Genomic DNA, 22,997 nt, shown 5'->3' on the forward strand with positions numbered 1-22,997 from the left:
GGAATTAACATATCGGCAGCGCCTTCCATAATTTCTTCAATGGTGCACCGCAACAAACACGATTTTACACGCAGAATTCAAAAGGTCAAGCACTTTTTGTGCATCGCACCAAAATTACTTAAATGACATTTCATATACGATTAGCGTCTACCTCAGGCCAGACTGAATAATTGCTTTTGAGAACTCCCATAAACTTGTTTATTGCTTGCCCTCGCTTCCAGTTCCAGCAATACCTGCTTATTTTCCAGGCCACCGGCATAACCGGTCAGTGCGCCGGAACTGGCTATGACACGATGACAGGGGATGATAACGGACACCGGGTTACGGCCATTCGCTGCTCCCACCGCCCGGACAGCGTGTGGACGCTGTATATGCTGCGCCAGCCACGCATAGCTCTGGGTGGTGGCAAAAGGGATTTCACGCAAGGCTGACCAGACTTCTTGCTGGAATGCGGTGCCGGCAGACAGATCAAGCGGTATATCAAAGACTTGCCGCTCGCCGGCAAAGTATTCGTCCAATTGCTGTTTGGCCTGCAACAAGACAGGATGTTCAGGGTTCAGGTGCCAGCCTTCGCTGCCTTTAAAATGCTTGTGATGTTCAAAATAAACACCTGCCAGACCTATATCAGTAGCCGCCAGCAACAGCGTGCCTACCGGGCTTGTCATATTGATGTAGTGCATGATTCTCTCCATTTTTAATAAGCGTAGCTATTACTTGATATTACTTGAGGGATTGCCACAGCAATAACGCGGCATAGGCGCGCCATGGTGCCCAGGGTTCGGCACGGCTCAGCAATTGTTTTTCTGTGAAACGGGTTTCAGGCGGATCAGCCAGTTGCGCAGCCGCTTTTTGCAAACCCAAGTCGCCTGCCGGAAAGGCATCAGAAAACCGCAAGGCGCGCATGGCGATATATTGCGCTGTCCATTCGCCGATGCCGCGCACGGTTTTCAATCTGGCGACGGTTTCATCCGAACTGCCTGCCGGCTTGCGCTGCAAACCGCCATCGAGCGCAAACTGGGCAATATGCTGCAAGGTTGCCGCACGCGCACCGGGTATGCCTATGCCAGCCAGCTGGTCTATCGACAAACCAACGATGGTTTGCGGTGAAGGAAAATGATGGGTGACCGCCGCAAACGGTGTCGTCACTGGCGTGCCAAAGCGCATAACCAGACGGCCAGCCACCGTGGTGGCCCCCGCCACGCTGACCTGCTGGCCCAGCACTGCGCGAATGGCCAGTTCAAAACTATCAAATGCACCTGGCACCCGCAAACCCGGCGTCAGGGCGATTTGTGTAGCCAGCACGTTGTCCAGTGCCAGATGGCTCTGGATGACGGCCGGATTGGCTTCCACATCAAACTGCTGCCTGACACGTGCCATCAAGGGCATCAGTACTGGCGTCAGCGCAGGCGCAACTTGCAGGCTGAGTTGCTGCTTGTCTGGCAAGTGAGCGACTTTCAACCAGCCATCAATGCCATCCAGGCGCACGCTGCGTACATAGGCTTTGCCGCCCTTTTCTTCTATCACGGCTTCCAGCCCGGGCATGGCACGGCCCGCGAGGTAAGCGATCACTGCGTCCCAGGCATAAGGTGGACGGTAAGCAAGGCGCAGGCCGACACCATCACCACCGGCATCAGAAGCACGCCGTATCGAGCCTGGTGCCATTTGATAACGTTCAGAAAACAGGGCATTGAAGCGGCGTACACTGCCAAAACCAGCGGCAAAGGCAATTTCAGCCATGCCCAGTTGGGTTTCCTGTAATAGTTTTTTGGCAAACAGAAGGCGCTGGGTTTGTGCCAGTTCTACCGGCGTGACGCCAAACTCCTGCAACATGACGCGGCGCAGCTGGCGTGACGACAAACCTACCTGTTCTGAAAAATGCTCAAGATCGGTTTCATTCAAAGCACCATCGGCTATTCTTTGCCAGACCGCGTGGGCGAGATTCTGTTGCAGCGCATACGGTGCCAGTTCTGGCCGGCAGCGCAGGCAAGGGCGAAAACCGGCGGCTTCTGCCGCTGCCGCGCTGTTAAAAAATTCACATGACGACTCGCGCGGGGTTTTTACCCCGCAGACCGGACGGCAATAAATACCCGTGGTCTTTACACCGGTAAAAAAGATGCCGTCAAAGCGACTGTCCTTTGCCGCCAGTGCGCGGTAATAGCATTGTTTTTGCGTCAGGCCATCACCTGCTTCAGGGAAAATCTTGTTCTGGTTTTGTGTTTGTTCCATCGCTGCCACTCTGGGATTGTCGGGGCAGGTAAAAATACGCCACCCCTCTGTCAATTTGTTTTACTATCTTCAGGTGTAGTTATACGCGAGAGCGGCTGCGTGTTCTAGCCGTTTTCGGACAAACGAATCGGGCTTCAGTTCCCTGCCCAATGATCGATGTTGGCGCACAGGACACGCCAGGGCATCAACATCTGGCCAGCGTTGAAATGCAGTTTTACCTGCTTTTTGAGGAATACAGATGACAGGTGTCTTTTCACAAAAGCCAGCGATAGAGCGCTTGCTGGACCTGTCTTCAAATCGCTTGCTGGAAGAGGCAGAACCAGCGGTCGCCCTGCAATTGATAGCCACAAATGCACTGGACATTCTGGATGCCGGGTTTTCAGTGATCTGGCTGCTCGACGAAAATCACTCGCTATTACACTGCCATGCCCAGGCTGGACTGCACCTGGCAGACGAAAAGATGCGGCTTGAAACCAGCCGTTTGCCGTGGTTAATGCAGGCACTGGAACAAAATGAGGCAAGCCTCATTTCACATGCCGGGCAAACGCCTGCTGCCGTGGGCGAAATAGCGATGCTGTTTGGAGCAGAGCAGCTGGCATCTATCGTTTCTTTCATGGCCATCCCAGTGCGCCTGCACGGCAAATGTGCCGGAACAGTGTGCTTTGCCCAGAGCGGAACGACACGACACTGGTCACGCGACGAAGTCTTGTTTGGCAGCCATATCGCTGTGCTGGTACAGCAGGCCCTGAGTCATGCAGAGCATGCCAAAATCCAGAAAGAACTGGAGGAACGGGTCAGTGCACGTACAGCGCAATTACAACAGCAAGCCACGCAATTGCAGGACGCCCATAGCCTGATTTTTCGTCTGAGTGAAATCGGCAGGGAAATCACTTCCAGCCTGGACAGGGAAACCATCATCGAAATCCTGTACCGGCATGTGCACGACTTGATGGGGGCGGAAGTTTTTGCCGTAGGCCTGTATCGCCCCGCACAGGAAAGCATAGAGTTTCCCTGTAACATCTTACGCGGCAACCGCATGTTGCCGTATGTGCGTGACGCCAGGGACGAGGATTTGCTTTCGGTCTGGTGCATCAAGCATCAAAAAGAGATTTTCATCAGTGATATCCACACTGAATATCAAAATTTCATCAGCGCTGCGGGCCTCAATAAACTGACGGTTGACAGTGCCTATTTTTCTGAAGATGAGAAAATCATCCCCTTGTCGCATATCTATACGCCGCTGATCATCAAGCACAGGACAACAGGCGTGATTGCTATCCAGAGTACACAGAAAAATGCTTTCCAGCGTGTTCATCTGGACATTGCGACCATGCTGTCGGCTTACACTGCGATTGCCATAGAAAATGCAGATACCTACCAGCAATTGCTGAAGGCACAGCAAATACTTGTTTCCCAGGAAAAACTGGCAGCATTGGGGGCGCTGGTCGCCGGTGTTGCCCACGAATTGAATACCCCGATAGGCAATAGTCTGTTGACGGCCACTACCTTGCAAGAACAATCGGCCATTTTTCTGAAAAAGCTTGATGAAAATAGCCTGAAACGTTCGGACCTGAATAATTTTTCTGCAACAATCAACAATGCCAATGATTTGTTAGTCCGCAATCTGATGAGCGCCAGCGATCTGGTGAGCAGCTTCAAGCAGGTGTCCGCAGACCAGACCAGCCAGAATCGCCGGACTTTCAACCTCAAGCAAACGACGATGGAAGTTGTACGCACGCTGCATAGCCTGATCCACAAACGCGGCCATACGCTTGATATCGAGATTCCTGACGATATACAGATGAACAGTTATCCTGGCCCCTACGGCCAGATATTGAACAACTTCGTCAACAATGCTCTGTTGCACGCATTTGAACACAGGGAAAACGGCAAGATGCAATTGCGGGCACACAAGACCACGGATGGTCAGGTGCAACTGGTTTTTTCAGATAATGGCCAGGGCATAGAAACTGGCGATTTGCGCAGAATTTTTGATCCCTTCTTCACGACCAAACTGGGCCATGGCGGCAGCGGCCTGGGCTTGAGCATCGTCCATAATCTGGCGACATCCATCATGCATGGCAACATTGAGGTAGAAAGCATACCTGGCCTGGGTACGCGGTTTATTCTGACCTTGCCACTGGAAGCCTGATGCTGTGGCGCCATATCACCCAGCTTGACACTGACCGGTCATGTCATGGTCGAAGCAACAGTCCACATGGTTTTTCAGTTTGCACTACACTAAGTTGAATTTACGTATTTCCTTATTTCTGAAGTGCATATGACCATGACTACTCAACGCAGCCCTGACCTTAAAACCGTGCTGATTGCCAGCGGTTTCGTTTTAACGCTGGCCATGGGGGTCAGGCATGGCTTTGGCCTGTGGATGCAACCCATTTCGCAGGCGCATGGCTGGACCAGGGAAACGTATTCGATGGCGATGGCCATGCAAAACCTGATGTGGGGGGTGTTTGGGCCTTTTGCGGGTATGGCAATAGACCGTTTTGGCACCATGAAAATGGTGGTGCTGGGGGCCTTCCTGTATGCAGGTGGTTTGCTATGGATGGCTTTCATAGATCAGCCGACTGTATTCATTCTGGGTACGGGTGTGCTGATCGGCGCGGCACTGGCGTGTACCTCATTTGGTGCTGTCAGCGGCATTATCGGGCGCACCGCACCGCTGGAAAAACGTTCATGGGCATTTGGTATTTCTTCAGCAGCAAGCTCGTTCGGCCAGTTTGTGATGATGCCGATTGAGCAGCAACTGATAGGACACACTGGCTGGCAAAATGCGTTTTACATGCTGGCCGCCCTGGTCGTTATCGTCATGCTGCCGATGGCCTGGAAATTACGTGAGCCCGCTTTGGAACAGGCAACCGGGCCACAGCAAAGTATCAGCCAGGCAATACGGGAAGCCTTTGCCTATAAACCTTTCCTGCTGCTGGTAGCGGGCTATTTCGTTTGTGGTTTCCAGGTGGTATTCATTGGCGTGCACATGCCTGCTTATCTGAAAGACAAGGGCATTCTTGACCCCAATGTCGCCGTCTTTGCCCTGGCACTGATAGGCTTGTTCAATATCTTTGGGTCGTATTACGCCGGCAAACTGGGGGGCATGTTTTCCAAACCTTACCTGCTGTCGACGATTTACCTGTCGCGCACGGTAGTCATAGGCCTTTTCCTGCTGGCACCTTTATCCTCATATTCCATTTATGCTTTTTCTGCGGCTCTTGGTCTGTTATGGCTGTCTACCGTGCCACTGACGAATGGCATCATTGCTGGCATTTTTGGCGTGAAATATCTGTCCATGTTGTCGGGCTTTGTATTCTTCTCGCATCAGGTAGGCAGTTTCATGGGCGTATGGCTGGGCGGCTATATCTATACAAAAACCGGGGCGTACGACATGGTCTGGGGTATCGTGCTGGCACTGGGTATTTTTGCTGCATTGGTGAACCTGCCCATCAGCGAAAAACCTATTGTCCGCAATGAGGCAGCCATTGCCTGATGATGCCATCTCTGAACTCGTAAGCTCGTCATGATAAAACGCCGGAAAATCTCGCAACTACTCTGGGCCATACTGCTGGCCCTGGTATTGGCGCTGACTTTTCTGGCGTATCTGCAACCTTCTTTTGTGCTGGACCTGGCAAACCGTATCGTTCTTTGTTAGGTATTTGCCGGCCCCTCGCTTTTTCAATTTGCTGACCGCGCCTATGTCTGGCGACCAGGTCCGCATCTGCATGCTTATAATATATTAAGGTCTGCTACACTGTGTTTTCACTTGAAAACCGGTGTCTTTTTTCCCCATCCATTCCTGAAAACCCTATGAATAAACATTTGATGCTCGTTCTGTTGGGCTCCGCGCTGGCAATTCAATCCAGCCAGGCGGCCAACTCTTCTGATTCATCCGCAGCGGTAGCCACAACAAGCAAGGCAGCCAGTACCGGCAAACTGACGGCTAACCCCTTTGCCAGCGCCAGTACGCTACAGTTTGAATACCCGGTTTTTGACAAAATCAGGAACGAGCATTACGCCCCGGCCTTTGCCGAAGGCATGCGCAGGCAAAAGGCAGAGATCGTTGCGATTGCCAATAACCCCGCTCCTGCCACGTTTGAGAACACGGTCGTGGCCATGGAACGCGCCGGCCAGATGCTGAACCGGGTTTCCAATATATTTTCCAGCCTGACCGGTGCCAATACCAATCCGGCGCTAGAAGCGCTGTCGCTGGATTTGTCGCCCAAACTGGCCGCCCACCAGGACCAGATTTTCCTGAACAGTAAATTATTCAAGCGTATCAGTAAGTTATATGAAGCACGCGATAAGCTGCAACTGGATGCAGAATCTTATCGTTTGCTGGAACGCTATTACACTGACTTCGTCCGTGCGGGTGCCAACTTGTCTGATGCGGACAAAGTTAAATTGAAGGCACTGAATGGCAAGCTGGCGAGCCTGGCCACGACATTTAGCCAGAATGTATTGAAAGAGACCAATGCGTCGGCCATCATTGTCGATAACAAGGCAGACCTGCAAGGCCTGTCTGAGGATGAGATCGCCGGTACAGCGGAAGCCGCCAAGGCACGTGGCCTGACAGGGAAATATGTCATCCCCCTGATGAACACGACTGGCCAGCCATTTGAAGCCAGCCTGGCCAACCGTGCACTGCGCCAGCGCCTGCATGAAGCATCAACAGCCCGCGGCAATCACGGGGGTGAATTTGATAATCGCCAGGTTGCCATCGCTCTTGCCAAGCTGCGCGCTGAACGTGCCGTCTTGCTCGGTTATGCCAACCATGCTGCCTATGGCCTGGAAGATGAAACGGCTAAGACTCCGGAGGCAGTCAATAAGATGTTGAGCGAACTGGCCCCGGCATCTGTCAACAATGCCAAAGCAGAAGCAGAGGAATTGCAAAAGCTGATTGATGCGCAGCAAGGCGGGTTCAAACTGGCTGCCTGGGACTGGGCGTATTACACAGAACAATTGCGCAAGGCGAAATACAGTTTTGATGACAGCCAGTTGCGCCCGTATTTTGAATTGAAGAATGTGCTGGAAAATGGTGTCTTTTTTGCGGCCACCAAGCTGTACGGCATTACCTTTAAGGAACGCACAGACTTGCCGGTCTACCAGCCCAGCGTCAAAGTCTATGAAGTGTTTGATGCGAATGGCCAAAGCCTGGCCTTGTTCATCGCCGATATGTATGCACGCGATACCAAGCGCGGCGGTGCCTGGATGAATGCCTATGTGGAACAGTCCAGCCTGTTCGGCACGCACCCGGTAGTGGCCAATCATCTCAATATCCCGCAACCGCCTGCTGGTCAGGCGACGCTGTTGACCTTTGATGAAGTACGTACAGCTTTCCATGAATTTGGTCATGCCCTGCATGGCATGTTTTCGCAAGTCAGGTACCCGCGTTTTTCAGGTACCAACGTGCCACGTGACTTTGTTGAATATCCTTCCCAGGTCAATGAGATGTGGGCGACCTGGCCAGAGGTGTTGAAAAATTATGCCAAGCACTACCAGACTGGTGAAGCGATACCACAGAGTCTGGTCGACAAGGTCAGCGCAGCCAATAAATTCAACCAGGGATTCGCCACAACCGAATACCTGGCAGCTTCTCTGCTCGACCAGCGCTGGCACCAGTTGACACCGGCACAGGTACCGACTGATGCGCTGGCATTTGAAGCAACGGCATTGAAGCAGGCTGGCGTTGATTTTGCGCCTGTGCCACCACGTTATCGCAGCACATATTTCTCGCATATCTTTGGCGGTGGTTATTCTGCCGGCTACTACGCATATTTATGGAGTGAAGTGCTGGATGCCGAAACGGTGGAATGGTTCAAGGAAAACGGTGGCCTGAGCCGCAAGAATGGTGACTGGTTCCGCCAGCAACTGCTATCGAAAGGCGGCAGTATTGACCCCTTGCTGTCGTTCCGCACTTTCCGTGGACGCGATCCCAAGATTGATCCTTTATTGATACGTCGCGGTTTGAAAGCCGAACCAAAACAATAAGTTACCGAATAAGCGATTCAGTCATCAAAAACAAAGGGAACACCGCGGTGTTCCCTTTTTGTTATGGCTGCCTGCAAATGAATAATCGACGCGCCCCTTAAAAACAGCAAACGGCAATTTTCATACGATGCCTTATTCGAGCTTCCAGACAAAATCTACTTTTGCCCACAATTGATCGGGCTTGCCGTCCTTGGTGCCTGGCTTGAATTTGCACTGGCTCAACGCACCCAATGCCGCCTTGTCCAGGCTTTTGGAACCGCTGGATTTTTCAACTTTGGATTCCACTACCTTGCCATCAGCACCGACCAGGAAACCCATGGATACGGTGCCGGTTTCTTCATTCATCAACGCCGCCTTTGGGTATTTCGGCGGTTCGCAAGATTTGCTGTCCATGACAGGCGCAGTATCCGCCGCCATGGCACTCAAGCTCAACAGCAGGGAAGAGATAAGGATTGCAATTTGAGGTTTCATAGAGATCTTTTTATTCATTTTTATACAGTATAAAAAATTTTGTACAGATTTCAAGCGGAGTCTGAGGCCAGCTGGCTTCAGAACTCTTCCCACTCATCCTTGTTGCTTGCGGCTGCGGCTTTCTTTGGCATGGTTTTAGACGCTGGCAAAGATTTTACCTGATTGCTTCTGGCCTTAGGTTTCAATGCCACCACTGGCTCGACGCGGCGTACTGGTGCCGGTGTTGGGGCAGCCAGTTGCTGGGCACGTTCACCGATATGCAATTTAAAGACGCTGACCACTTTCGCCAGTTCTGAAGCCTGATCCTGCAAACTTTGTGCAGCAGCCGCAGCTTCTTCTACCAGAGCAGCATTTTGCTGGGTCATGCTGTCCATCTCAATGATGGCATGATTGACATGCTCAATACCAACGCTTTGTTCCTGGCTGGCTGCGCTGATCTCGGCAATGATGTCGGTCACATGCTTGACGCTGGACACAACCTGATCAATCGTGACACCGGCCTGGCCGACCAGCTTGGTACCGATTTCGACTTTTTCTACTGAAGTACCAATCAGGGTTTTGATTTCTTTGGCAGCCGCCGCACTACGCTGTGCGAGGTTACGCACCTCTGCTGCCACTACGGCGAAACCACGGCCCTGCTCACCCGCACGTGCAGCCTCTACCGCTGCATTCAACGCCAGGATATTGGTCTGGAAGGCGATGCCATCAATGACACTGATAATGTCGACAATTTTCTTCGATGATTCATTAATGGAACCCATGGTATCAACCACTTGTGCAACCACAACACCACCCTGGCGGGCGACTTCAGATGCGGAAGCTGCCAGTTGGTTCGCTTCACGTGCATTATCGGCATTCTGTTTAACCGTGGTCGTCAATTCTTTCATGGACGACGTGGTTTTCTCCAGGGAACTGGCCTGCTGCTCAGTGCGAGAAGAAAGGTCCAGATTGCCGCTGGCGATTTCACTGGAAGCCGTGGCAATCGTGTCTGTACCATTACGTACCTGGGCAACGATATTGACCAGACTGTCACGCATGTTTTTCATTTCAAACAGCAAACTGGTATCGTCGCCCGACTTCAAATTGATGGGTGCAGTCAGATCACCGGCCGCAATTTGCCCCGCAATAGTGGCGGCATAATCAGGTTCACCACCCAATTGCTTCAGCAGGCTGCGACTGATATACAGAGCAGCGCTGATACCGGCAACGAGTGCCAGGCCACCCAGCACCAGCATCAGCGTCGTAGCAGCTTTAAAGGCAGAACTGGCTTCTTCAGCGGTCTGGGTATTGAGCTTGTCTTCGAGTGTGACCAGTTCATCGAGCGCATCCAGCCATTTTTTCTGAACCGGGCGCAGTTTCTTGATCAGGGTGATGGTTGCTGTCTCAGCATTGTTGGCCAGACCCAGTTCCTGCGCTTTGGCTGGCAAGGGTGCCGCCGCTGTTTCTGCTTCTTTCAGCTTGGTCAGCAAGGCTTTCTTTTCAGGAGTGACATTGCCTTCTTCATTCGCCATTTTGCTGAGCTTCTCATCAGCAGCCGCATATTTTTTGGACTGGTCGGTGATCTTTGCCAGTTCTGGTTCCATGTCGGCCGCATCGTTCAACAGCGTCAGGTTGCGCAGCGATACCATGCGGTCATATACAATCGCGCGCATGTCCAGCGCCAGACGGGTTTCAGCATTGCTGACGTTCACGATTTTTTCCAGACGCCCCTGAATCTGCGACATTCTGGAAATGCCAACCACGGTCACGGCAATCAAGAGTGTTAAAACCAGAGCAAATCCCAGCCCCAGACGTTTACTTACTGTCATTTTTGATAAATTCATTTGCTTGACTGGTTTGAAAAAAGGGTTGATGAAGGTTGGATATTGTTAAAACTCGACTGCAATTCTGACATCTGTCTGCTATTTTTTTATTTTCCGATCACATTTTCTGTGACTGTGTCAGCCAAGCTTCATCTGCCCAAAAAAAAAGCATAATGAAACGCGCTTTTATTTAGACAACGGAAACGGAAATTATGGAAAAACAGTGAATAAGGTTAGAAATATACTCGAATTTTGCTCAGTAGCAAGGGGTTTTTACAGTGTTCAACAGAATGCAGCCCTGCATTTTTATCAATACGGAAAGAAAACATTTTCCTGTCCTGGGCACTTTTTGATTTGCTCAAATTTTATGCAACTAACTATTGATGGCGAACCCTGTCGGTGACGGAATATGATTCGCGAAAGACTGGCTACAGAGTCTTCAAATTCCGTTTGTGTTTTAGCTTTGGCAATTCATCTTGGTAAATAGGCATAAGGCTTTTCAGGTCGCTCCATTTCAACATATTTTGCAATTGCGATTTCAGAAAACCGTTTAATCAATGCGTTCCCACGTTGAATGTTCGTGTCGCCTCACAAAATGAATCATTTAATTTTTAAAGTGATTGATTCGAATTTCTCAATACTAGTCAACACCGAACGATAAGAGATGGCATTTCAATCTGCCGCTTTACGACCGGAAGATAGAAAGTTATTAGCTACCCGGTCAGGGATAAGCAAAAGCCCCCACAAGTAAAACTTGCGGGGGCTTTCTTCTTAACTAAGACGATGGCCTAGCTAAATTTCAGTAACAACAAATCAGAACTTATGATTGTATTGCACTGACAGGCGGATAGTACGTGGAGCAGTGTAAGACAATTCCTGACCAGCTGTTGGGCTGATCGCATCGCCTGCCAACCTGACGTTGTAACCTTCGTCGATAGATTGAACGACTTGACGGTTAAATACGTTCAGGATGTCCATCTTCAGCAACAAACCTTTGATCAGACTTGGTTTGTACATGAAGTTCAGATCCAGACGTGTGTCCCATGGCAAACGGCCAGCAGCGCCACGACCATTTGGAATACCGGCTGGGCACAGATAGAAGATGGAACCATATTGATTCAAGCCCAGGCCTTCTTGATCCAGTGCAGACGGGATGTTGCATGTGAAGGATTTTGGACGACCAGAGGCCAACAATACGTTACCACCAACTGCGAACTCTGAATTGATTTCATACAAACCATAAGCCTTGAATTGGTGTGTACGATCATTCGGCAACAAGCCGCTGCTGTTGATCATTGTTTCTGGGAAATCCCACAGAGAGCTGTTACCAACGTCAGACTGTGCATTGTCAGACTTGGTCAGACCTTCCTGATTACCTTCGCTGCGTGACCAGGTGTAGTTGAACTTACCATACCAGCTGTTACGCATTGGGTGTTCCAGCATGAATTCCAAAGCTGTGTATTCACGCTTCGGACCTTCCTGGAAGCCCATTTCTGCGGCAGTAATGGAAACCACACGTTGTTGACCGTTACCCAATGGGAAGACGAACGTGGCATCCTGACCAGGATTGAACAAGGCACCATTCCAGCCCAGGCCAGCTGCATTGTAAGTCGCTACATCAGCAGCGCTCAGTTTTTTCAGGATTGCACGTGTATCAGAGTAATCATCGATCGTGTTTTTCAATTTACGATAAGTAAATTTCACACCACCATTGAATTCTGCTGACAGCGCTTTTTCAAAGCCGATGTTCAACTCATCCTGATAATGAGCCTTCAGGTTGGTGGACGCCAATTCATTGGCAACTTTTGGCTGACCAAATTCAGAGTTGGCAGAGACCACATTACTGATCTTGTTCAGACCCAGAGGAGCGCCTGTCTTAGGATCGACACCTGTGTAGGTGTAGAACTGATCCGTATTCAGGGAAGCACCTGCAAAACGAACGGCCAGGTTGGTTGGCAATGGCAAGTGGTAACGACCAGCTGTACCAAAGACTTTCAGGGAACCATCACCATTCACGTCCCATGCTGCTGCCAGACGAGGGGCGATCTGATTTTTTTGCTCAACGAAAGTCGTGCCGACTTCGTTTTGGTTAGAGAAGCTTTCGCTACGCAGACCTACAGTGACCAGGACGTCTTTAGTCACTTGATAACGGTCTTCGATATACAGTGCTGACTGTTTGACGGATGGTGTGGAACCAACAGATTGCAGGTTCAAGTCAACATAGTAGCCTTGTGTACCGTAACCGCCACCAGCTGCCGGAGAGATCAAATGACCGGACAAGACGGCATTTGGATCTGTAGCACGCAGGTAAGTCCATGTACCACCACCGGCAGCCTGGCTACCAGCGACAGAATTGATCTTGTTGTAATCCAGACCAGCACGGATTGTATGATCCTTGGCGGCTTTGTATTCCAGATCAAAACGATAGCCTTTATTGGTATCGTTGGCACCGTCACGCAGCAAGCTGCCTGCAAATGTCTGAGGATCAGAAACGTTATAGTTCACGCCAGGAACACGGTTTGCATCCGCAGCACTGAATGGTTTTACGCCTGCGATGTAACCAAACGGACTCTGTGTATGGTCAACTTTGGATTGGCCAACCAGCGCCAGTACGGTCAGGTTGTCTGTCAGATAGCCCGTGTACTTCAGGATATCAATGTTGGCACCCTGTGGTGCTTGCAAGGCTGCGCCGTTGGCGTTAAAGCCTAACAAACCGGAAGCATAGTTCTTGAATGTAGCGCCACCGTATTGTGTATAGCCGCGTTGTTTAGTCGCATAATCAAAGCCGTAGTATCTGTCTTCAACTTTGGATTCATCGCCAATGCGGGTGTATTCCAGATGGTGGTCATCAGTGATGTTCCAGTCCAATTTACCCAGATAACGTGGCACTTCGGAATGTTGTTCCAGCCAGCCCAGTTTGTTATTGGTCGTATTGGAAGCCGCCAGACGTGCTGTTTGCGTATCTTTTTGCGTAGATTCAGCAGCAAAGTACATGAACAGCTTGTCTTTGATGATAGGGCCGCCAATCGACACGTTGTAGACTTTTTCATCTACGCTATCGCCAGATTTGTAGTTGTATATCTTGCCATCTGTCCCTGCATTACGTGCAGCGCCAGTATTGGGATACAAAATATCTTTGGCTGTGGCACGCAGGCTGTTTGGTGCATAAGTAAAGCCAGCGCCTACTTCCCAGTTATTTGTACCGCTCTTGGTGGTGATATTTACGACACCACCAGTAGAACGACCAAACTCAGCACCGTAACCACCGGTAATAACCTGGGCTTCAGCGATAGAACCGAAAGGCAGGGAAGAATAACCAACCTGATACAGGCTGCTGGTTACTGGGAAACCATTGATGTAGGCTGCATTTTCTGCCGCGCTTGAACCACCAAAGCTGGCTGCGTTATTGCCGAAACGGGAATCACCACGGGTAGTACCACCAGCCAGCTGAACAATGTTCGCAACCGCAGGAGCGATAGGAATTACAGCCAGTTCTTTTGCTGTGAAGGAAGAGCCAGAGTTAGAGCTCTTGACATCGATAGCCTTGGCACGTTGTGTAATTTGCACAACCTGAGTACCAAAAGTCGCTGCACTGTCTTGACCGATACGGACTTCCAGATCTTGCGTGGCAACAACATTGGTGCCTTCAAGCAGGGAGAGACGGTAGTTACCAATTGGCATGGAACTCAGTTGGAACTGACCATTCGCGTCCGGTGTAATAACACGTTTCACACCATTATCCACGCCTTGAACAGAAATGGTCGTTCCAGCCTTGACCGCTACCTTACCGGAAATCGTACCGGTGGTATTTGATTGCGCCATGACAACAGAATTCATGCCAACCGTCATTACCCCAGCGCCAAACGCAAGCACTAAAGCGCGTGCAACTAGCGTCCTTTTAAATACTAGACTATTTTTTCTCATGTGATTTCCTAAGTATCTTATCAACAAAACGCAGCACGAAACTTTGTCCCAAATTTACAATTTCGTGCAACTTTCCTTTTTCTGCCTGTAAAAACTTTGAAACTATATGATTCTCAGCATTGATTTCTTTTAAAGCAACCATTTCTGAGCGACATATACTTTCGTATATTTTTGCAAATGCATATGAATTTCACAAATATTTCCGACAGAGAATTATTCTTTTTACCGTCTACTCAACGTGAAGTAAATTCAATCAAGCCACCCCAGGGTAAATGTAAATTTTTCTGTCAAAAAATACTTATGTTGCATGGAACCATTGGAGACAAGGGGGTGTCAAGGTTGATTTAACGCGATACCAAGTGCCATTTTGACTACAAAGAAACGGAAAGAAACATTTGCAACAAGGCACGGTTTTGTTTGAAAGAACCAGAGAAGATTTTTTAAACTTATAACGCGAAGCAACAATCTTCGATTTAATTCACCCTAGTGAGTGCGTCACAAAATTTTATTGCCAGTGAAGGCGTTTAGAGGCTTAAAAATTCGTGAGATTTTTTAATTTTTTTAGCAAAAGACTGTTACACGAAAATCCAAGCATGTTTGTCTGACAATTTTAATGCCTGATTATTATGGATTTTGTCGGTGAATATTCATGAAAAGATGGCTTATATATTTTTCCCTCATAACCCTTTTTGTATCTTTAATGAGACAAAACTTATCAGTGGCATTTGCTGGCAAATCCTTTATAGATTCTGGTTAAAAATCAATATTGACCTGCTGCTGCCATTAAAAACATCAGAACTCATTGATAAAATGGGGATGAGTGCGAACAAGGCGATTTGTGAAGCAGTGCAAAGCTTAGGAAAAACCTTGCAAGCATTGCTGTCCTGGCAATCGCTGGGTGAGCCCACGGTACGCTGCAATGCGTCCAATCTGGCAGCTCACCCGATACCAGAGCAACAAGGGTCTGGAGACAAAGGCGCGCCAATTTATACGGCAGTGACAAGAAAATGTTCATTACTGGTATCAAGATGCTACCAAAGCCAAATGACAATATACGGATCTTCACAGAAGCTTAAGCAACACCAGCAAAGTCTGAATCGCTGGCACTGATGGCACTGGTCCCACAACTTGTCTGGAAAGTATCCGCATGAGTCTTGGGCAACCCGGACCAGGCCAACCTGAACCCAAGAACGGGCCTCCGACTTGCCATGCTCCGAGATAGCCAGGCTAGCAAAGTCCATAGTAAAAAAAGAAAAAGCCAGTCTGAGACTGGCTTTTTAGTGAGGCGAATCATGAATACAAATTAATACAAGCCGGTAAATACCAGGCTAATATTATTTGGCTGAAGCCTCGGCAGATGCAGATGCAGATGCAGCAGCGGCCGCGACAGGTGCCGCTTTTACTTCAGGTTCTTTGAATTTGGCACCGCCAGCATTGGCCATATACACAACTGCACGGGCAACTTCTACATCATCCAGATCCGGATTGCCGCCTTTGGCAGGCATACCGCGCACGCCACCAATGGCGTTGGCGACTACCTTATCGTAACCCTGGGCAATGCGTGGGCCCCAGGCAGCAGCGTCACCAAATTTTGGTGAACCGGCAGCACCGGTATCATGGCAACCCATACAGATGGATTTATATACTGCCTCACCAGTCTGCAAGACTTTAGGAGCATTCGCATCCTTCAGCGTAAAACCCTGATCCGCAACCGGGCTGATACGTGCTGCAATTGCTTCTGGTGTCAGTGCAGAAGAGCCGGCACCCACTTTTTTGTCGTTCGATACAAACTGTACCAACAAGACAATAGCAATAATAGGGACCAGGAATCCGGCGAGAATGGCAACGATAAGTTGTTTTGGGGTCTTGATCGCTGATTCGTGTTCGTCGTGCGCGTCGCTCATGGTTTCCTCATTGCAAATAAATTAGGTACAGAAAATTGTTAAACCTGCGGGCAGCCGCCTGATCAGTACAACTGCCAAAGCTTGGGATTATAGTGTGAAAGCGCCCTGTTTGGAATGAAAAGCAGGCGGACTTGCCCAAGAATCGAGAAAATCTCTCTGTATTAGCGACAAATTCCTTGGTTTGATGCGCGAGGCGCAGGCCAAATTAGGTTAGAATGTGGCGCTTGCATCACTTGTAACACTCCCTAAAGCGCCAGTAGCTCAGTTGGATAGAGTACAGCCCTCCGAAGGCTGGGGTCGCACGTTCGATTCGTGTCTGGCGCACCAAATTTCCCCGCAATTTCCCACATAAAATATTTGCAAATCGTTTGCCGCGCCTGCCAGCTCTGCTAATATATTTGCTCTGTTTGCAATTAATAAGTTTGCAACTGGCGACTGCGCGTTCCTGCCCTGACTGACAAAGCTTTAAAGCAGTGTGTCGCCGTTTATTACTCACAGTTTCGCTACACAGCGTCGCCATGCACTTATTAATACGGATAGCGCTCAACATCTACCATTTATCTCCTTCATTTCATATAAAGGTTGCTTCATGAAATCACCCCGCTTGCAGCTCTCCACCTTGAGTTTATCCATCGCACTGGCACTGACGGCCATGACTGGCATGCCAGTTGCTGCAATCGCCGCACCTGCTGACACCGCCGGCAGCGCTAAAGCCGCCCTGCCGGCAGGCTTGCAATTTGTGCGTACGGTGGAAGGTATCGACGAATATCAACTGAGCAGCAATGGCATGCGCGTATTACTGGTACCAGATGCCAGCAAACCAACAACGACGGTCAATATTACCTATCGGGTTGGCTCGCGTCATGAGAGCTATGGTGAAACCGGCATGGCGCATTTGCTCGAACACCTGATGTTCAAAGGTAGCAAAGCCCATCCACGGCTGTGGGAAGAAATGTCGCAGCGTGGCGTGCAATTCAACGGCACAACCTGGCTGGATCGCACTAACTACTATGAAACCTTTGCCGCCAAGCCCGAAACCCTGGCCTGGGCGCTGTCGATGGAAGCCGACCGCATGGTCAACTCGCGTATTTCTGGTGACGACCTGAAGACCGAATTTTCTGTGGTTCGCAATGAGATGGAAAAGAACGAAAATTCCGGCATGAGCGTGCTCATACAGAGAGTGATGGCCAGCGCCCATCAATGGCATAACTATGGCAAGAGCACCATAGGCGCGCGTACGGATGTCGAAAACGTCAGCATTCCGCATCTGCAAGCCTTCTGGCGCAAATACTACCAGCCAGACAATGCCACCCTCATCGTTGCCGGCGCTTTTGATCCCAAACAGGCTTTGCAAATCATTGTCAGCCAGTTCGGCAAAATACCCAAACCAAAACGGGTCATAGAAACAACGTATACATTAGACCCTGCCCAGGATGGGGAACGCGAAGTCACCGTGCGCCGCGTCGGCGATTCGCAAGCCGTCGTTGCCCTGTACCACACCGTACCGGCAGCCCACCCGGATTACGCAGCCACAGAAGCGCTGGCCCTGATCCTGGGTGATACGCCAAATGGTCGTTTACACAAAGCCCTGGTCGAAAGCAAAAAAGCCACTGATGTCTTCCCATGGGCAGCCAATCTGGAAGAACCGGGCTTTCTGTTGCTGGGCGCGAATCTGCGCACCGAACAAAATGTACAGGAAGCCAAAAAGATTTTGCTCGACACCATAGAAGGCTTCAGCAAATCACCGGTGACCGAGGCAGAACTCGCACGTGCCAAGGCCAAGCTGGATTCGGATATCGCCCAGGTATTTAACGACCCGGAAAAATTTTCTGTCTCCCTGTCCGAAAACATTGCGACCGGTGACTGGCGTCTGTTTTTCCTGTTCCGCGACCGCGTCAAGGCACTTAAGCTTGAGGATGTGCAACGCGTAGCAACGACCTGGCTAAAAAGCAGCAATAGCACGGTCGGCAGTTTTATCCCTACTGACAAACCGGAACGCGCACCAGCACCGGCCAAGGTGGCCGTCGATGAACAGATCAAGCAATTCAAACCTGGTACTGCAATGGCACAGGCCGAGAATTTTGATGCGTCTTCCGAAAATATCGATAAACGCACACAAACTGGCGCACTGAGCAATGGCTTGAAATACGCCCTTTTGCCCAAGACTACACGTGGCAATACCGTCGTTTTATCGATGCTGCTTAATTTTGGCGATGAGAAAAACCTCAAAAACAAATCTGGTATCAATGAACTGGTTGGTGCCATGCTGGGCCGTGGTACGGAAAAACTCAACCATCAGCAATTTACCGAAGAACTGGACAAGCTCAAGGCCAAGCTGAATATTAATGGCGGCCCTTCCTCCGTCAGCATCAACCTCGAAACCGTGCGCGACAATTTGCCGCGGGTACTGGAACTGGTCAAAGACGCACTGCGCCAGCCAGCATTTTCCGAAGCTGAATATACGCAACTGGTGAATTCACAGCTCGCCCAGTTAGAAGAGTCCCGCAAAGAACCACAGGCCATTGCTGTCGATGCCGCTAAAAAAGCCCTGAACACCTGGCCAGAAGGTGATCCGCGTTACCATCGCAGCATAGACGAACAAATCGCGCAATTAAAAGCCATCAAACTGTCAGACCTGAAAACCTTCTGGCAAGGATACTATGGTGCCAACCAGGCGAATCAGGGACAGTTGTCCGTCGTCGGCGAATTTGATGCAGCAAGCGTCAAGACACTACTGGAAAGCGCCTTCGGAAACTGGAAAGCACCACAGAACTTCAGTCGCCTGGCAAAACCTTACAGCGTCACCAAACCGGAAGAAAAACAGCTCATCACGCCCGACAAGGCAAATGCCTTTTTCTACGCCAACATGCAGGTGCCGGTAGGTGTCAAACATCCCGACTACCCCGCGCTGGTACTGGGTAACTACTTGCTGGGTGGCAGCGCTAATTCACGCATATTGAATCGCATACGACAAAAAGACGGCGTCAGTTACGGCGGCGGTTCAGGATTCAATGCCTCCCCCATCGATGAAACAGGCTCTTTTGCAGTTTATGCCATCTATGCACCACAAAATCGTGCAAAACTGGAAACCGGCATCAGTGAAGAAATTGCACGGGTATTGAAGGAGGGATTCCTGCCTGCCGAACTGGAAGACGGCAAGAAAAGCTTCATCCAGCAGGCACAACTTGATCGCAGCCAGGATAATTACCTGGCGATGACGCTGGCCAGCAATCTTTACTACGGTCGCAATATGCAGTTCCAGGCAGATCTGGAAAAGAAAATCCAGGCATTGACTGCAGCCCAGGTCAAAGATGCGATGAACAGGCATCTGGGCTATGAAAAACTGGTGCGCGTGTTTGCTGGTGATTTCAAGTAAGCCATAATCTTCAAACAACGACGGCCACCATTCATCAGGCCTAATCTCTACTTGCCACGGAAATTTTCTGTTCCGTGGCAAGTGTTTTTTCATAAAAATTCCACATGCTGAAGACACGTAAGGATGCCTATCTATTACTGGAGCAATTGGGTGCAGGCAAACGCCTGCTCACTCATGTCCAATTGGTTGGCGAAGCCGCAGATTCCTTGATAACTTGTTATGAAGGATTAGGAATACTATTCGATGCGCAATTACTCGAATTGGGTGTTGCAATACATGACGCGGGGAAAATTCTCCATCCACAGGAACTGGACGCGCCTGGCTCATTACACGAACCTGCCGGTGAAACATTATTGCTGGCACATGGCGTACAAAATGAAATTGCCAGATGTTGTGTCAGCCATGCGGCATGGCATCAAAACGATTTACGCTTTGAAGAATTATCTATTGCTCTGGCTGATAAGTTATGGAAAGGCAAACGCGAAGAAGCATTGGAATTGAAAATAATCGATGCAATTGCCCAACAACTTGGTAAAAGCCGCTGGGATGTCTTTGCCCAACTCGATACAGCATTTGAGGAAATTGCTGCTGGCGGAAATGAACGCCTTAGCCGCAGCAGATAAACTCTTATTTTTCAAAGCATCATATGCGGCGATGCAACAGAAAGATAATTAAAGCTTAACAACTATGTTAGCAACTGTCTCATAACTGAAAGCACGCGAAAAGACGCTTGAAAGTTACGCTAAACTGGTGACTCACTCACATCGCTGGGTCACCATGATAGCCTGTCGCCATCGCTGTCTTTCTGTCATCTTCGGATGCATGCTTTCGCTGCCTGCGCTGGCTGCGAACAAGTCCGTGCTGCATCTGGCCTCGCTGGAATGGGCGCCTTATGTTGGCTCACACCTGCCTGACGAAGGCCTGACTTCAGCCATCGTCAAAGCTGCTGCGGTGCAGGCCGGGCTGGAAACACAAATCAGTTATACCCCCTGGAGCCGCGCCGTACAGATAGGCTTGAATGACCCGGATTATGCGGGTTATTTCCCCGCCTTCTATCTGAAGGAAAGAGAAAAGACCTGTTACTTTTCAGCCTCGCTGGGCAATAGCATCGTGGGTTTTGCCCATCTCAAAGACAAACACTTTGACTGGAAAACTTTTGCCGACCTGGGTACGGTAAAAATAGGCGTGGTGCAGGATTATGCGAATGGTGAAGAATTTGATGAGCTGGTGAAAAAAGGCGCGATCAAAACCGATAGCGCGCCTTCTGATATCAGTAATCTGCGCAAATTGATGGCTAATCGTGTCGATGTCATCGTCATAGGCAAAGATGTATTACGCCAGTTGCTGATTACTGAACCAAGCCTGAAAAACGCCAGGGAGAATATCGTCTTTCATAACAAGGAACTGACCAATTTTTCCCTGCATATCTGCTTTCAAAAAAATGAACAAGGTTTGAGACTGCAAAAAGCCATGAACGTATTTTTGGAAAAACTGAATATGAAAAAAATAGAAGGCAGTTATTTTCAGCAATTACAGGCATCGCAATTTAACACTCCACCACAAAAATAAGCTCCTCATCCTATCCAGCCTCGTCAAGACAAATCATCGCCTGCGATTCTCCCCCCTCAAGCCCAGCAAATCATAGCGCTGTACATTTACACAGTATAATTGCGCAAGCGCGCTATGCTGAAAAGCATCTTGCGCACAGTTAAATGCATACTTACCACTATGACTATCCCACATCGACGCATCGCGCATCTTGATATGGATGCCTTTTATGCATCTGTCGAACTGCTGCAATATCCTGAATTGCGTGGTCAAGCGGTCGTCATTGGTGGCAGGTCAGCCGATCAGCCCAGAGTGCTGGCCGATGGCAGCAAGGAATATTCAAGATTACGTAACTACGTAGGGCGTGGCGTCGTCACCACTTCAACCTATGAAGCACGGGCCCTGGGTATTTTTTCTGCCATGGGCATCATGAAAGTGGCCCACCTGGCACCAGACGCCATTTTGCTGCCGTCGAATTTCGATGCTTACCGCCATTATTCGCGCTTGTTCAAAGCTGCTGTCAGGTCTATCGCTCCTCTGGTTGAAGACCGGGGTATCGACGAAATTTATATAGACCTGAGCGACCATGAACAGGAAACTGTCCCCCTGGCCCAGGCCATCAAGCAGGCAGTCAGAGACACCACTGGCCTGTCCTGTTCCATCGGTATTGCGCCGAACAAATTACTGGCCAAGATCTGCTCTGATCTGGAAAAACCCAATGGGCTGACCGTATTAAGTCATGATGATATTCCTGCACGCATCTGGCCCCTGCCCGCCCGCAAGATCAACGGCATAGGCCCCAAGGCAAACCAGAAGCTGGAAGCGCTGGGAATATTGACCGTCGGCGATCTTGCCAAAGCGGATCCTGATTTTTTGCAAACCAATTTTGGCCGCAATTATGCCGAATGGCTGCTACAGGCGGCGCATGGCCAGGATGACAGGCCCATCTCTACCAGTTCCGACTATAAATCGATCAGCCGGGAAACCACGTTTGAGCGCGACCTGCATGCGCGCCAGGACAGGAGCGAGTTATCTGCCATTTTTTCAGAATTGTGCGAAAAACTGGCTGGCGACCTTCAGCGCAAGGGCTATGTCACCCACAGGATAGGAATCAAGCTGCGCTTTACCGATTTCACCATCGTCAGCCGCGACCTGACTCTGCCAGATCCAACCGCAGACTATGCCACGATACGCCGTGCTGCCGGCGAATGCCTGCGTCGAGCGCCACTGGAGCAGAAATTAAGGTTGCTTGGCGTGAAGGCCAGCGCGCTGACCAAGACCAGTGAACTGGCATTAGAGGGGAAAAGCATACAGGGTGATCTCTTCCAGGACAATCTGCCTGCCGGGCACAGTTAAGGCACAAGGTTTCTCGTAGCGGTGGCAAACCCATTGTGTAGCGGCTTAACATCGGACAATTCTTACATAAGGAATCGCAATCGTCCTGTAGTCGTTTTAGTGCGGGAAATTTAAGATGACCCTACTTGAATTTTCTGCCCTTTCTGGAGACCCACCATGAAAAATATGCTTAACCTGCGCTTCCCATCCAGATACCAACAAGCTTATCCTGCGATAGGTTCGACAACGACAGATCGTGCACCTGCAAGCAAAACGCCAGCGCGCACTGAAAATACGGCATTCCAGGCATCCAGAATATGGAAACTGGAAGAGCAACGCCTGAACCGTCGTGCCATGTATTTTTCAAGCTGATGCTTGAAAAATACCAGAAAAGCAATTTAAATCAATTTG

Annotated in this window: 16 protein-coding genes and 1 tRNA gene; 11 read left to right on the plus strand and 6 right to left on the minus strand. The window is 49.9% G+C overall.

Translation table 11 applies throughout. The features are described from left to right. Window positions 1-152: 152 nt before the first annotated feature. Together ACO0LH_RS06675 and ACO0LH_RS06680 are read right to left on the minus strand one after the other, a co-directional pair. Window positions 153-680 (minus strand): methylated-DNA--[protein]-cysteine S-methyltransferase, encoded by a 528-nt coding sequence (locus tag ACO0LH_RS06675; protein WP_422940249.1) that lies wholly within the window; start codon window positions 678-680, stop codon window positions 153-155. Between the two features lie 40 nt (window positions 681-720). Next, the gene (locus ACO0LH_RS06680; RefSeq protein ID WP_422940250.1) at window positions 721-2,226 is read right to left on the minus strand and encodes an AlkA N-terminal domain-containing protein; all 1,506 of its coding nucleotides are present in this window, start codon (window positions 2,224-2,226) and stop codon (window positions 721-723) included. 238 nt (window positions 2,227-2,464) lie between these two features. Here ACO0LH_RS06680 and ACO0LH_RS06685 point away from each other — a divergent pair, with 238 nt between their 5' ends. The 4 genes from ACO0LH_RS06685 (at window position 2,465) to ACO0LH_RS06700 (ending at window position 8,226) form a co-directional block, all read left to right on the plus strand. Continuing rightward, window positions 2,465-4,378: a GAF domain-containing sensor histidine kinase gene (locus tag ACO0LH_RS06685; RefSeq protein ID WP_422940251.1), complete on the plus strand. Its 1,914-nt coding sequence runs from the start codon at window positions 2,465-2,467 to the stop codon at window positions 4,376-4,378. Between the two features lie 129 nt (window positions 4,379-4,507). Then, window positions 4,508-5,728: an MFS transporter gene (locus ACO0LH_RS06690; RefSeq protein ID WP_422940252.1), complete on the plus strand. Its 1,221-nt coding sequence runs from the start codon at window positions 4,508-4,510 to the stop codon at window positions 5,726-5,728. 30 nt (window positions 5,729-5,758) lie between these two features. Beyond that, window positions 5,759-5,890, plus strand: a complete 132-nt coding sequence (locus tag ACO0LH_RS06695) for a hypothetical protein (protein ID WP_422940253.1) — start codon at window positions 5,759-5,761, stop codon at window positions 5,888-5,890. Between the two features lie 155 nt (window positions 5,891-6,045). Beyond that, window positions 6,046-8,226, plus strand: a complete 2,181-nt coding sequence (locus ACO0LH_RS06700; RefSeq protein WP_422940254.1) for a M3 family metallopeptidase — start codon at window positions 6,046-6,048, stop codon at window positions 8,224-8,226. A gap of 132 nt (window positions 8,227-8,358) precedes the next feature. Here the strand turns inward: ACO0LH_RS06700 and ACO0LH_RS06705 are convergent, their stop codons facing one another. The 3 genes from ACO0LH_RS06705 to ACO0LH_RS06715 all read right to left on the minus strand — a co-directional run bounded on the left by ACO0LH_RS06705 (window position 8,359) and on the right by ACO0LH_RS06715 (window position 14,336). Continuing rightward, a complete protein-coding gene (locus tag ACO0LH_RS06705) occupies window positions 8,359-8,697 on the minus strand; it encodes an energy transducer TonB (RefSeq protein WP_422940255.1) in 339 nt (112 codons plus the stop codon). A gap of 77 nt (window positions 8,698-8,774) precedes the next feature. Continuing rightward, entirely contained in the window at window positions 8,775-10,520 is a 1,746-nt protein-coding gene (locus tag ACO0LH_RS06710) for a methyl-accepting chemotaxis protein (RefSeq protein WP_422940256.1), read from the minus strand. A gap of 792 nt (window positions 10,521-11,312) precedes the next feature. After that, entirely contained in the window at window positions 11,313-14,336 is a 3,024-nt protein-coding gene (locus ACO0LH_RS06715; protein WP_422940257.1) for a TonB-dependent receptor, read from the minus strand. Window positions 14,337-15,062: 726 nt separating this feature from the next. Here ACO0LH_RS06715 and ACO0LH_RS06720 point away from each other — a divergent pair. Next, complete coding sequence (locus ACO0LH_RS06720) at window positions 15,063-15,533, plus strand: hypothetical protein (RefSeq protein ID WP_422940258.1); 471 nt, start codon at window positions 15,063-15,065, stop codon at window positions 15,531-15,533. 224 nt (window positions 15,534-15,757) lie between these two features. Here ACO0LH_RS06720 and ACO0LH_RS06725 read toward each other — a convergent pair whose 3' ends face one another. Next, a complete protein-coding gene (locus tag ACO0LH_RS06725; RefSeq protein WP_422940259.1) occupies window positions 15,758-16,327 on the minus strand; it encodes a c-type cytochrome in 570 nt (189 codons plus the stop codon). A gap of 250 nt (window positions 16,328-16,577) precedes the next feature. Between ACO0LH_RS06725 and ACO0LH_RS06730 the strand changes: the two genes are divergently transcribed. From ACO0LH_RS06730 to ACO0LH_RS06755, 6 genes are all read left to right on the plus strand, one after another. Continuing rightward, window positions 16,578-16,654 (plus strand) — tRNA-Arg (locus ACO0LH_RS06730). A 262-nt stretch (window positions 16,655-16,916) separates the two neighbouring features. Continuing rightward, on the plus strand, window positions 16,917-19,703 hold the full coding sequence (locus tag ACO0LH_RS06735) for a M16 family metallopeptidase (protein ID WP_422940260.1): 2,787 nt from the start codon (window positions 16,917-16,919) through the stop codon (window positions 19,701-19,703). Between the two features lie 146 nt (window positions 19,704-19,849). Continuing rightward, the gene (locus ACO0LH_RS06740; RefSeq protein ID WP_422940261.1) at window positions 19,850-20,326 is read left to right on the plus strand and encodes a hypothetical protein; all 477 of its coding nucleotides are present in this window, start codon (window positions 19,850-19,852) and stop codon (window positions 20,324-20,326) included. 199 nt (window positions 20,327-20,525) lie between these two features. Continuing rightward, window positions 20,526-21,272, plus strand: coding sequence for a substrate-binding periplasmic protein (locus ACO0LH_RS06745; protein WP_422940262.1), 747 nt, complete (start codon window positions 20,526-20,528; stop codon window positions 21,270-21,272). Between the two features lie 159 nt (window positions 21,273-21,431). Then, window positions 21,432-22,607 carry a DNA polymerase IV gene (gene dinB / locus ACO0LH_RS06750; RefSeq protein ID WP_422940263.1) on the plus strand — a complete coding sequence of 392 codons (1,176 nt, stop codon included), beginning with the start codon at window positions 21,432-21,434 and terminating at the stop codon, window positions 22,605-22,607. Window positions 22,608-22,763: 156 nt separating this feature from the next. Beyond that, window positions 22,764-22,958 carry a hypothetical protein gene (locus tag ACO0LH_RS06755; RefSeq protein WP_422940264.1) on the plus strand — a complete coding sequence of 65 codons (195 nt, stop codon included), beginning with the start codon at window positions 22,764-22,766 and terminating at the stop codon, window positions 22,956-22,958. Window positions 22,959-22,997 lie beyond the last annotated feature (39 nt).

It is taken from the genome of Undibacterium sp. TJN19 (assembly GCF_049339485.1).
Taxonomy (GTDB): Bacteria; Pseudomonadota; Gammaproteobacteria; order Burkholderiales; family Burkholderiaceae_D; genus Undibacterium.